Below are 12,441 nucleotides of genomic sequence, written 5' to 3' on the forward strand. Positions count from 1 at the left end.
CCGCCCCCCCCCCCCCCCCCCCCCCCCCCCCCCCCCCCCCCCCCCGCCCCCCCCCCCCACCCCCCCCCCCCCCCCCCCCCCCACCCCCCCCCCGGGACCGGTGACCGGAGGTGACGTCACCTCAGCTCACCCCCTGCCGCCGGGCGATCTGCTTGGCCTGGCTGACCGCGTCCTTCCAGGCGTCGTCGGGCTTCTTGCCCTTGGCCTCGATGTTGGTCAGTTCCGTCTTGTAGGGGGCCATGACAGCGGCGTCGGCCGGGGCCTCGTAGGCGAGCGGAACGGCCTTGGCGGCAGGGCCGAAGACCTCGATGATCTTCTGTCCGCCGAAGAAGGCGTCGGGGCCCGTCATGGCCGGCGTGGTGTAGGCGGCCGGGGCGGCGGGGAAGATGGCGGCGTCGGTGAAGCCGCGGGCGTCGTTGGCGGGGCTGAGGATCCAGCTGATGATCTTGAACGCCTCTTCGGGGTTGCGGCACTGCTTGGGCAGGGCCAGGTACGAGCCGCCCTGGTTGGCCGGTCCGACGGGCATCGGGCACACCCGCCACTTGCCCTTGGTCTGCGGCGCGGCCTGCTCGATGTCCAACGCGTGCCAGGCCGCGCCGAGCTCGGTGAGGAGGGTCTTGCCGATGGCGGCGTTCCAGGTGTTGTCGTTGATCTTGGCGTCGAGGCCGAGGGTGTAGGGGCGCACCGACGTGGTCCACGCGGCGCGGATGTGGTCCTGGTCGCCGATGAAGTGGTTGTTCTTGTCGATGAACCGCTGGGTGCCCTGGCCGACGGTCATGTCGAACATCGAGCCGAGGTTGTTGACCAGGTAGGTGCCGGGGTTCTTCCTCTGCAGCTCGGTGCCGAGCTGGAAGTAGTCCTCCCAGGTCTTGACCAGGGCGGCGACCTTGGCGGGGTCGGTGTCCACCCCGGCCTTGGCGAACAGGTCCTCGCGGTAGAAGAGTGCGGTGGGGCCGATGTCGATCGGGAAGCCGATCTGCTTGCCGTCCTCGCTCTGGGCGAGCTTGGTCTTCCAGTCCAGGTACTGCGACGAGACCTTCTTGAAGCCGAGGTCGTTCAGGTCGAGGAAGCGGTTGGCGTTAGGCAGGAAGGACGCGATGTCCTCGCCCTTGATGCCGGTGATGTCGGGCACCGAGCTGCCCGCCGCGAGGGTGGTGGTGAGCTTCTGCTTGAAGTCGCCGCCGATGGACGCCGTCGTCAGCTTGATTTCGCTGCTGAAGTGGTTCTTCGCCTCCGCGACCACCTTGTCGCTGAGCGCGCCGCCCCAGTACCACAGGGTGAGGTTCTTGCCGTTCTTGGTGCCGCCCGAGCCCGAGCCGCCGCCGCAGGCGACGGTCAGTCCGGAGGCGGCCGCGGTGAGCGCGGCGGCCTGGAGGAAGCCTCTACGTGAAAGGTCCACGGGTCACTCCTGTTGTTCCTGTTCGTGGTGCTGAGGGGTGTTGGACAGTGGGGGCGTTGTGAGGGTCAGTGCTGCCGGGGCGGGGTGACCGGGGCGTGGTGCACCGGCGGGCCGACGTCCGCCGGCAGGCGGTCGGCCAGGAAGCCGTACGTCCTGCGCAGGCCGGGGTCGGTCAGGGAGCGCCACCAGCGGTCGACGCCGTACCAGCCGGGAGCCGCGAGGGCGCCGCCGTGGTGCCGGACGGAGAGGCCGGCCGCGAGGACGGCGAACCGCAGGCGTTCCTCCAGCGGCCAGCCGCCCAGGGAGGCGGCGACGAACGAGGCGCCGAAGACGTCACCGGCGCCCGTCGCGTCCAGGACGTCGACGGGAAGGGCAGGGACCTCCGCGTACTCGCCGGTGACCTGGTCGACGGCGACCGCGCCGTCCCCGCCCCGGGTGACGACCGCGACCGGCACCAGCTCGGAGAGCGTGCCGAGCGCCGCGACCGCGCTGTCGGTGCGGGTGTAGGCCATCGCCTCGCCCTCGTTGGGGAGGAAGGCGTGGCACAGCGCGAGCTGGTCGAGGAGGTCCTTCGACCACTCCTGGGTGGGGTCCCAGCCGACGTCCGCGTAGATGTGGGTGCCGTTCGCGGCGGCCTTGGCGAGCCAGGCGCGCGGCTCGGCCTCCAGGTGGACGAGGGCCGTACGCGCCTCGGGCGGGTTGCCCATCAGCACGTCCTGGGAGTACGGGGGTTCCTGGCCGTGGGTGACGAGGGCGCGGTCGTGACCGTGTGCGAGCGACACGGTGACAGGGGTGGGCCAGCCGTCCGCGGTGCGGGAGAGGGCGAGGTCGACGCCTTCCTGGTCGTCGAGCACGTCACGGCAGTGCTCGCCGTAGAAGTCGTCGCCGAACACCGTGGCCAGGGAGGTCCTCAGGCCGAAGCGGGACGCGGCCACCGCGAGGTTCGCGATGCCGCCGGGGCCGCAGCCCATGCCGGCCGTCCAGATCTCCTCGCCCGGTGTCGGGGGCTTCCCGAGCCCCGTCAGGACGAGGTCGTAGAAGAGCAGCCCGGTCAACAGCACATCGGGCCTGTCGTCGTCCACTCGCACAGCCTCTCGTCAAAACTCGTCATTTCGATGACCGGAATCGTGCGCTGATCCATGAGATTGGTCAATACCTAAGCAGAACTGAGCATAGAAATGATTGAAGATGACGAGTAGTGTTCACGCCGTGCTGGCAGAACGACGACACCAACTCATCCTGCGGGCCCTGCGCTCCGGCGGCCCCGCGGCTGTGACCGACCTCTCCGAGCAACTGGGGGTGAGCCCCGCCACCATCCGGCGCGACCTCGTCAAGCTGGAGGAGGACGGGCTGCTCACCCGGGTGCACGGCGGAGCGCGCGCCGAGGAGGGTGACCAGCCCTTCGCCGAGGTCGCCGAGGTCCGGGTGGCCGAGAAGGACGCGATAGCGGCCCGGGCCGCCGCCCTGGTCCAGGACGGCCAGTCCGTCCTGCTCGACATCGGCACCACCGCCTACCGGCTGGCCCGCCAGCTGCACGGCCGCCGGCTCACCGTGATCACCAGCAACCTGGTGGTCTACGAGGAGCTCGCCGACGACGAGGGCATCGAACTGGTGCTGCTCGGCGGCATGGTCCGCCGCGAGTACCGCTCCCTGGTCGGCTTCCTCACCGAGGACAACCTGCGCCAGCTGCACGCCGACTGGCTCTTCCTCGGCACCAGCGGAGTGCGGCCGGGCGGGCAGGTGATGGACACGACGGTCGTCGAGGTGCCGGTCAAACGGGCCATGATCAAGGCGAGCGACAAGATCGTCCTCCTCGCCGACACGGCCAAGTTCCCGGGTACCGGCATGGCGAAGGTCTGCGGTCCCGAGGACCTGGACATGGTGGTGACGAACGCGCCGGTCCACGCGGCGACCCGCTCCTCCCTGGAGGAGGCGGGCGTCGAGGTGGTCCTGGCAGGAAAGGCTCAGAAGTGAAACTGACGATTCTCGGCGGGGGCGGCTTCCGCGTCCCGCTCGTGTACGGCGCGCTGCTCACCGACCGCGGCGAGGGCCGGGTGACCGAGGTCGTCCTGCACGACCTGGACGCCGGCCGGCTCACCGCGGTCGGCCGGGTGCTGGCCGAACAGGCGGCCGCCGTCCCGGGCGCCCCCACGGTGACCACCACGACCGACCTCGACGAGGCCCTGCGCGGCGCCGACTTCATCTTCTCGGCGATCCGCGTCGGCGGCCTGGAGGGCCGTGCCGAGGACGAGCGGGTGGCCCTCGCGGAGGGCGTCCTCGGCCAGGAGACGGTCGGCGCGGGCGGCATCGCCTACGGCCTCAGGACCGTCCCGGTCGCCGTGGACATCGCCCGGCGCGTGGCCCGGCTCGCCCCCGACGCCTGGGTCATCAACTTCACCAACCCGGCAGGACTGGTCACCGAGGCCATGTCCCGCCACCTCGGCGACCGTGTCATCGGCATCTGCGACTCCCCGGTCGGCCTCGGCCGCCGCATCGCGCGCGTGCTCGGCGCCAACCCCGACGAGGCCTGGATCGACTACGTCGGCCTCAACCACCTCGGCTGGGTCCGCGGCCTGAAGATCGCCGGCCGGGACGAGCTGCCGCGTCTGCTCGCCGACCCCGACCTCCTCGGCTCCTTCGAGGAGGGCAAACTCTTCGGCGTCGACTGGCTCCGGTCGCTCGGCGCGATCCCCAACGAGTACCTGCACTACTACTACTTCAACCGCGAGGCCGTCCGCTCCTACCAGCAGGCCGAGAAGACCCGCGGCGCCTTCCTCGCCGACCAGCAGGGGCGGTTCTACGACGAGGTCGGCGCCCCCGGGGTGAAGGCGCTGGACGTGTGGGACCGCACCCGGGCCGAGCGCGAGGCCACCTACATGTCCGAGAACCGGGAGACGGCCGGCGCCGGCGAGCGCGACGCCGACGACCTCTCCGGCGGCTACGAGAAGGTCGCCCTCGCCCTGATGCGGGCCATCGCCCGGGACGAGCGCACCACGCTGATCCTGAACGTCCGCAACCGCAGCACCCTGTCGGTGCTCGACAGCGATGCCGTCATCGAGGTGCCCTGCCTCGTCGACGCCAACGGCGCCCACCCGGTCACCGTCGCCCCGCTGCCCGACCACGCCACCGGCCTGGTCTGCTCGGTCAAGGCGGTCGAGCGGGAGGTCCTGGCCGCCGCCGAGTCCGCCTCGCGCGCCACCGCGGTGAAGGCCTTCGCGCTGCACCCCCTGGTGGACTCCGTGAACGTCGCCCACAGGCTGGTCGAGGGGTACACCTCGGTGCATCCGGGGCTCGCGTACCTTATGTAGCGTTCCATCGTGGGAAAGCGCTTTCCCCTCGCCTTTCGGCCCCGCCAGCCAGCCCTCTCCCTCCCTGGAGATCCTTCATGCACGACGAAAGCCGCCGCATCGAGGAGCGCGTCCAGCGCGCCCACGACCAGCGCATCAAGCCCGCGATCTACGCGGCCACCGTCCCCTTCGAGGTCGAGGCCTGGCAGGCACCGGGGGAGCCGGTCTCCTTCGAGGAGGCCGCGGCCGCGCGCTACACGCCCTTCGCGATGGACACCCCGTGGGGCCCGCCCTGGGGCACCACCTGGTTCCGGATGCGCGGCCGGGTGCCCGCCGAGTGGGCCGGAAAGCGCGTCGAGGCCGTCATCGACCTCGGCTTCGTCGGCGACTGGCCCGGCAACCAGGCCGAGGCCCTGGTGCACCTCGTCGACGGCCGCCCCCTGAAGGCGGTGAACCCCCTCAACCAGTACGTCCCCATCGCCAACCCGGCCACCGGCGGCGAGGAGATCGACTACCTGGTCGAGGCGGCCTCCAACCCGGACATCCTCAAGGACAACTTCTCCAAGGTCACGCCGATGGGCGACAAGCTCACGGCGGGCTCCGCGCCCCTGTACACCTTCCAGCGCGCCGACCTCGCGGTCCTCGACGAGGAGGTCTTCCACCTCGACCTGGACCTCCAGGTGCTGCTCGGCGTCATGGTCCACCTCGGTGAGCACGAGCCGCGCCGCCACGAGATCCTGCACGCCCTGGACCGGGCCATGGACGCCCTCGACCTGGACGACGTCTCCGGCAGCGCGGCGGCGGTCCGCGCGGTGCTCGCGCCGGTCCTCGCCAAGCCCGCCCACGCGAGCGCGCACACCGTCTCCGGCGTCGGACACGCCCACATCGACTCCGCGTGGCTGTGGCCCATCCGCGAGACCAAGCGCAAGACGTCCCGCACCTTCTCCAACGTCACCGCGCTCGCCGACGAGTACGACGACTTCATCTTCGCCTGCTCCCAGGCCCAGCAGTACGAGTGGGTGCGCGACAACTACCCGCACGTGTGGGCCCGCATCCAGGACTCCGTGAAGAAGGGCCAGTGGGCCCCGGTCGGCGGCATGTGGGTGGAGGCCGACGGCAACCTGCCCGGCGGCGAGGCCATCGCCCGCCAGCTCGTCCACGGCAAGCGGTTCTTCATCGAGCACTTCGGCGTCGAGACCAAGGGTGTCTGGCTCCCGGACTCCTTCGGCTACACCGCCGCCTACCCGCAGCTCGCCAAGCTCGCCGGCAACGACTGGTTCCTCACCCAGAAGATCTCCTGGAACCAGACCAACAAGTTCCCCCACCACACCTTCTGGTGGGAGGGCATCGACGGCACCCGCATCTTCACGCACTTCCCGCCCGTAGACACCTACAACGCCCGCTTCAGCGGCGAGGAGATGGACCGCGCGGTCCGCAACTACTCGGAGAAGGGCGTCGGTACGCGCTCGCTGGCCCCCTTCGGCTGGGGCGACGGCGGCGGCGGCCCCACCCGCGAGATCATGGAACGCGCCCGGCGCCTCGCCGACCTGGAGGGTTCACCCAAGGTCGTCGTCGAGCACCCCGACGAGTTCTTCGCCAAGGCCCGCGCCGAGTACGAGGACGCCCCGGTCTGGGTCGGCGAGCTCTACCTGGAGCTGCACCGCGCCACCTACACCTCGCAGGCCCGCACCAAGCAGGGCAACCGCCGCTCCGAGCACAAGCTGCGCGAGGCCGAGCTGTGGGCGACGACGGCCGCACTGCACGCACCGGGCTACTCCTACCCGTACGAGAAGCTGGACCGGCTGTGGAAGACGGTCCTGCTGCACCAGTTCCACGACATCCTGCCGGGCTCCTCGATCGCCTGGGTGCACCGCGAGGCCGAGGCCGAATACGCCCGCGTGGCCGAGGAGTTGGAGGCGCTGACCGCCGAGGCGGTGGCCGCGCTGGGGGCCGGTGACACCCGGGTCTTCAACACCAGCCCGTTCGACCGGGCCGAAGTGGTCCGTACGTCGGAGGGGGCTCTGGCGTACGTGCGGGTGCCCGCGAACGGCAGCGCCCCGCTGACCGGCAGCACCGAGCCCGCGCAGCCGGTCCGCGTGTCCGGCCGCGTCCTCGACAACGGCCTGGTGCGCGTGGAGGTGGCGGAGGACGGCACGCTGTCATCCGTCTTCGACCAGCGCTTCGGCCGGGAGGTGCTGGGCGACAAGGGCAACCTGCTCCGCCTGCACACCGACCTCCCGAACTACTGGGACGCCTGGGACATCGACAAGCACTACAAGAACCGGTACACGGATCTGCTGGAGACGTCGTCGGTCGAGGTCGTCTCCGAGGACCCGCTGTCGGGTGCGATCCGCGTGACGCGGTCCTTCGGCAAGGGCTCGACGATCACCCAGACCATCACCCTGCGCGCCGACAGTCCCCGGATCGACTTCGAGACCGAGATCGACTGGCACGAGGCCGAGAAGATCCTCAAGGCGGCCTTCCCGGTGGACGTCCGCGCCGCGCACTCCTCCGCGGAGATCCAGTTCGGCCACGTCCAGCGGCCCACCCACACCAACACCACCTGGGAGGCGGCCCGTTTCGAGGTGCCCGGCCACCGCTGGGTCCACATCGCCGAACCCGGCTACGGCGTCGCGGTCCTCAACGACTCCACCTACGGCCACGACGTCTCCCGCACGGTCCGTGCGGACGGCGGTACGACGACCACGGTCCGGCTCAGCCTGGTCCGCGCCCCGCGCATCCCGGACCCGGAGGCCGACCAGGGCAAGCACCGCTTCACCTACGCGCTGCTGCCCGGCGCGAGCATCGAGGACACCGTCGCCGAGGGCTACTCCCTCAACCTCCCGCTCCGCGTGGCCGACGCGGCCGGCGCCCCCGAGCCGGTCGTCTCGGTCGACGGCCGGGGCGTGACCGTCGAGGCGGTCAAGCTCGCCGACGACGGGTCCGGCGACGTCGTGGTCCGCCTGTACGAGTCGGACGGCGGCCGCGCCCAGGGCGTGCTGCGCACCGGCTTCCCGCTGGCCGGCGCGCAGGTGACCGACCTGCTGGAGCGACCCCTGCAGGACGAGAGGGCCGAGGTCTCCGACGGCGGGGTCCAGGTCTCGCTGCGTCCCTTCCAGGTACTGACGCTCCGGCTGCGGAGGGGCTGACGTATGCCGATGCAACCCTGGTTCACCGACGCCAAGTTGGGGATCTTCGTCCACTGGGGCATCTACGCCGTCGACGGCGTGCAGGAGTCCTGGTCGTTCTACGACGACATCGTCCCGCACGACCGGTACATGTCCCAGCTGGAGCGGTTCACGGGGGCCAGGTACAACCCCCGTGACTGGGCCGACCTGTTCGCCCGCGCGGGGGCCAGGTACGCCGTCCTGACGACCCGTCACCACGACGGTGTGGCGCTGTGGGACACGGAGTTCGGCGACCTGAACCTCGGCAAGGACTACATCGGTCCCTACGCCGAGGCCCTGCGCGAGAAGGACCTCAAGGTCGGCTTCTACTACTCGCACTCCGACTGGAACCACCCCGACTACGCCTCCACGCGCAAGCCGGGCCGCCCGCCGGAGCAGGAGGACAACCGCTACTCCGAGGTCGCGGCCGAGGACGAGGACCTGGCTGCCTGGGAGCGGTACATCGCCTACCGGGACGGCCAGATCCGCGAGCTGGCCTCCCGCTACCGGCCCGACCTGATGTGGTTCGACGGTGAGTGGGACCGCAGCGAGGAGCAGTGGCGTATCCCCGAACTCGCCGCGCTCATACGGTCGTACGTGCCGGACGTCGTCTTCAACGCGCGCATGCTCAGCGAGGGTGACTACGCCACCCCCGAACAGGGCGCTCCCATCGAACCGCCGGACGGGCCATGGGAGTTGTGCCTGACGATCAACGACTCGTGGGGGTATCAGCACCAGGACCACCACCACAAGTCCCTCGCACAGCTGATCCGCTACTTCACCGAGACGATCGGCGCGGGCGGCAACCTGCTGCTCGACGTCGGCCCGATGGAGGACGGGACCATCCCCGCACCCCAGGTCGAGCGCCTCGAAGGCCTGGGGGAGTGGATCGCGAAGCACTCCGAGGCCGTGTACGGGACCGTGCGCGGACTGCCCGCCGGGCACCACTACGGGCCCAGCACGCTCTCCGCGGACGGCCGGACGCTCTACCTGGTGCTCTTCGACGCGCCGCGCGCCGAGATCGGGCTGCGGGGACTGGTCACCCCGGTCCGCAGGGTGAGCGTCCTCGGCACCGGGACCGAGCTCGGGCACGAGGTGGTCGGCGGCCTGCACGAGGCCGTGGGCGTCGTGTGGATCGACCCGCCGGCGCAGGCCGACCTCGATCCGTACGCCACGGTGCTCAAGGTCGAGCTGGACGGCGACGTGGAGCTGTACCGGGGCGCGGGCAGGTTCTGACCCGGACGGCGAACCACCCCCACGCCTGCCCGAGTCGGCGCAGGCGTGGGGGTGGCCGACGGGTCGGCCCACTGCTCGGTTCAGCCAGTGAAGCCGGCCGTGATCGAGGTGAACTGCCAGGTGTTCTGGCTGATGCCGGAGCAGTTGCTCGTCACGCCGCCGCCCGGGCACGGCCGGTCGCGGTTGACCGCCCAGAACGCGAGGCGGGCGATGTGACGGGAGTTCGCCCAATCGCGGATCTGGGTCCAGACCGCCGTGCTGGTCAGCTCCTGCTGGTCGCTGAGCCCGTTCATGCCGGAGATCCCGATGTGGGCGTAGGCCGTCGTGTCGTCCCACCCGAAGGTGGACTTCAGCTTGGTCTTCAGCCCCTCCGAGGCGTTCACCGTGCTGCCGTACATGTCGCTGCCGCCGCCGAAGTCGAACGGCATGATCGTGAAGACGTCGATGTTCGCGTTCAGGGCCTTGGACTGCTCGATCAGCCGGTTGCCCCAGTACGTCGGGCCGGTCGTCGAGGTGCCGAAGGTGAGGATGGTCCGCAGGCCCGGGTTGTTCGCCTTGACGATCTTCAGGGCGTTGAGGATCCGGTCCTGCACGGTCGCGTTCTCGAACTCGTCCGTGTTCTCGATGTCGACGTCGATCGCCTTGAGTCCGTAGGCGTCGATCACCTTCTGGTAGGCGCCCGCGAGCGCCTCGGGGGTCGAGCAGTTCGGCCCGAGCTTGTTGCCGCTCCAGCCGCCGATGGAGGGGACGACGTCCCCGCCGGCGGACCGGATGGAGTTGATGACGGACTGGTCGTTGCCGCCGGTCAGCGCCCGGCTCCCGTCCCAGGCCGGGGTGCAGCCACCGGAGGACAGGATGAACGCCATCGTGAACCACTTGATCCCGGTCGCGCTCATCACCGAGGTCGCGCTCGGCGGATCACCCCACCCGAGGTACAGATAGGGCGCGGCCTGCTTGAACCCGGTGCCGCCACCGCCGCCCGCGTCGGTCGTCACGGCCACGGCGTTGGAGGCCGCCGACACGTTCCCGGCCGCGTCCCGCGCCCTCACGGTGAAGTTGTAGGAGGCGCTCGCGGCCAGCCCGCTCACGGTGGCGCTGGTCCCGGACACCCTCAGCACCTGGTTCGACCCGCTGTACACGTCGTACGCCGTCACCCCGACGTTGTCGGAGGAGGCGTTCCACGCCAGCGACACGCTGGAGGAGGTCTTCCCGGTGGACCGCAGACTCCCCGGCGCGCTCGGAGCCTGCGTGTCCGAACCCCCGCCCCCGCCGGGCCCGTCGAGGCTGATGTCGTCGGCGAAGTAGGTGCCCTGCGCGTACCAGCCGTGGACGTAGACGCTGGCGCTGGTCTGCGCGGCGCCGGTGGTGAACGAGGTGCTCAGCTGGGTGTACGCCGCCGGCGACGACGTCCACGTGGAGGCGCCGCCGTCCACGCCGAGGTACACGTAGGAGCCGCGCACCCAGCCGCTGAGACGGTACGTCGTGTTCGGCTGGACGGGGACGGACTGGCTGCACTGGGCGTTGTCGCTCGAACTCACCGCGCCCTGAAGGGCCTTGGAGCCCCCGTGGACGGGAGAGGAGACGACGGACCCGAGGTTGCCGGTGCAGGTCCAGGAGGAGAGGCTCCCGGACTCGAAGCCGGGGTCGGTCAGCACATTGGCCGCCTGAGCGGTCTGGGGAAGGGCGACCGCCCCGGCCAGCGCGAGACCTGCGGTGCCGAGCAGAGCGAGAAGCCGACGTCCGGGACGTCTGAGTGGGTTGCGCACGCGATCTCCCTGAAGATATGGGGGTGTTCGGGAGTGCAAGGGGGTGCGCAACCAAGTTGGTATGGACCAATGAGAGTGTCAAGACCTGACGCCGAATTGGTCCATACCGGTTGAGGTGACCTACCCAGGGGCGCGGGGAACTGCGCGACAAGCCACAGCGGGCCCGCACTCTGACGTGGCATCGGACAGTTCTACCGGTCGAGGCCGGCGACTCAGGGGCGCGGGGAACTGCGCGACAAGCCACAGACGCCCCGCACCCGGCCGACGACCTGAAGCGGCATGCGGGAAGGGCGCACACCGGTTGAGGTGAGCCGCTTAGGGGCGCGGGGAACTGCGCGACAAGCCACAGACGCCCCGCACCCGGTCGGAGACCTACAGCGGCAGGGCCGAAGCCGCAGCCTCGACGGAGTCGACCTCGTCGACCATCGGCGCCGGTGCCGGCACCGCGGGCAGCAGGGGTTCCGTCTCCTCCATGCGCTGGGCCGGAACCGAGACGGGCCGCAGCGGACGCGCTCCCGACACGACGGTGTAGTCCTGTCCAAGGAACGGCGGTTCGATCACACCCGGGTCCTCCCCGAGCGCCAACTGCACAGCCGCCCAAGGCACGTTGACCCCGCACAGCGACAGCTGGTGCAGGCCGCCCGCCGGCCGCGTGTTGACGTCCATGAGCACCGGCCGGTCACCGAACATCCGGAACTGGATGTTGGACAGATAGTGCAGCCCGAACCCCTCCGCGATCAGCCGCGCAGGCTCCAGCCACTGCTCGTCCTGGGTGAAGCCACGCCGCCGCCCGTTCTTCGTGCGGCCGATCGCCAGCCGCACCCGGTTGTCGGTCCCGGTGAGCGTGTCCACCGACACCTCGGGCTGCTCCAGACGCGGCATGACCAGCCAGTCCACCTGCTCGTCGGCCTGCTCCAGCGCCTCGACGACCATGTCGAGCGAGACGTACGGGCTCGGGAACCCGTTGAGCTGCGAGAGCGAGAAGGGAGCGCGGGTGATGACCCGGAAGCCCACCCCGCCCGCACCGGACGCCGGCTTGAAGCACGCCTTGTGGCCGTCCGCCTCCAGCTGCTCCACGGCCGTGACCAGCTCGTCCGCGGTCCGCACCCGCCACCACGGCGGTACCGGCACGCCGATCGCCTGGACCGCCTCGTAGGCGACGACCTTGTCGTGGAAGACGGCGACACCCTCCGGCGGCGGCGCGAGCAGCGCCGTGCCGACCGCGGCGAAGTCGGCGCGGTGCGCGACGATCGCGGCCTGGTGCAGCCGCGGCACGAACACGTCGATGCCGCGCCGCTGGCACTGGTCGAGGGCGAACTCGACGTAGGCGGCGGGGGAGAGGCCCTCCGGCTCCAGATCGGCGGTGTCGGCGGCGGCCAGCACCGGCGAGTCGGCGTCTCCATGGGTCGCGTGGATCTCGACGGCCCGGTCGCTGGGATTTCGCCGCAGCTGATCCATGAAGAACACGTTCTCCGCGTACGTGCGGTTGAGCCAGACGCGTACGCGAGAGATCATGCAGGCCGCCTTTCGGGCATTTTCGGGCAGGGCGAAGCAAGCCCGTGCCCGGGCAGTGTGCTTGGAGGGAC

Annotated in this window: 8 protein-coding genes; 4 read left to right on the forward strand and 4 right to left on the reverse strand. The window is 70.6% G+C overall.

Features of this window, described 5'->3' with window-relative positions; translation table 11 throughout:
- Positions 1-121: 121 nt before the first annotated feature.
- On the reverse strand, positions 122-1,399 hold the full coding sequence (locus ACZ48Z_RS31445; protein ID WP_468739265.1) for an extracellular solute-binding protein: 1,278 nt from the start codon (positions 1,397-1,399) through the stop codon (positions 122-124).
- 65 nt (positions 1,400-1,464) lie between these two features.
- Complete coding sequence (locus ACZ48Z_RS31450; RefSeq protein ID WP_468739266.1) at positions 1,465-2,481, reverse strand: carbohydrate kinase family protein; 1,017 nt, start codon at positions 2,479-2,481, stop codon at positions 1,465-1,467.
- 127 nt (positions 2,482-2,608) lie between these two features.
- Between ACZ48Z_RS31450 and ACZ48Z_RS31455 the strand changes: the two genes are divergently transcribed.
- The 4 genes from ACZ48Z_RS31455 (at position 2,609) to ACZ48Z_RS31470 (ending at position 9,089) form a co-directional block, all read left to right on the forward strand.
- Complete coding sequence (locus ACZ48Z_RS31455) at positions 2,609-3,373, forward strand: DeoR/GlpR family DNA-binding transcription regulator (RefSeq protein ID WP_468739327.1); 765 nt, start codon at positions 2,609-2,611, stop codon at positions 3,371-3,373.
- Positions 3,370-4,707 (forward strand): 6-phospho-beta-glucosidase, encoded by a 1,338-nt coding sequence (locus tag ACZ48Z_RS31460; RefSeq protein ID WP_468739267.1) that lies wholly within the window; start codon positions 3,370-3,372, stop codon positions 4,705-4,707. The genes ACZ48Z_RS31455 and ACZ48Z_RS31460 overlap by 4 nt, the downstream gene beginning before the upstream one ends.
- A gap of 77 nt (positions 4,708-4,784) precedes the next feature.
- Positions 4,785-7,835, forward strand: a complete 3,051-nt coding sequence (locus tag ACZ48Z_RS31465) for an alpha-mannosidase (protein WP_468739268.1) — start codon at positions 4,785-4,787, stop codon at positions 7,833-7,835.
- A 3-nt stretch (positions 7,836-7,838) separates the two neighbouring features.
- Complete coding sequence (locus ACZ48Z_RS31470) at positions 7,839-9,089, forward strand: alpha-L-fucosidase (RefSeq protein ID WP_468739269.1); 1,251 nt, start codon at positions 7,839-7,841, stop codon at positions 9,087-9,089.
- A gap of 80 nt (positions 9,090-9,169) precedes the next feature.
- Here the strand turns inward: ACZ48Z_RS31470 and ACZ48Z_RS31475 are convergent, their stop codons facing one another.
- Entirely contained in the window at positions 9,170-10,855 is a 1,686-nt protein-coding gene (locus tag ACZ48Z_RS31475) for a carbohydrate binding domain-containing protein (protein ID WP_468739270.1), read from the reverse strand.
- A 372-nt stretch (positions 10,856-11,227) separates the two neighbouring features.
- A complete protein-coding gene (locus ACZ48Z_RS31480) occupies positions 11,228-12,370 on the reverse strand; it encodes an ATP-grasp domain-containing protein (RefSeq protein WP_468739271.1) in 1,143 nt (380 codons plus the stop codon).
- Between the last annotated feature and the right edge of the window lie 71 nt (positions 12,371-12,441).

Source organism: Streptomyces sp. NPDC031225 (assembly GCF_055570355.1).

Coding starts and splice junctions, on each gene's coding strand:
- ACZ48Z_RS31470 (WP_468739269.1), top strand. CDS start 7,839: ATGCCGATGCAACCCTGGTTCACCGACGCCAAGTTGGGGATCTTCGTC.
- ACZ48Z_RS31480 (WP_468739271.1), bottom strand. CDS start 12,370: ATGATCTCTCGCGTACGCGTCTGGCTCAACCGCACGTACGCGGAGAAC.
- ACZ48Z_RS31465 (WP_468739268.1), top strand. CDS start 4,785: ATGCACGACGAAAGCCGCCGCATCGAGGAGCGCGTCCAGCGCGCCCAC.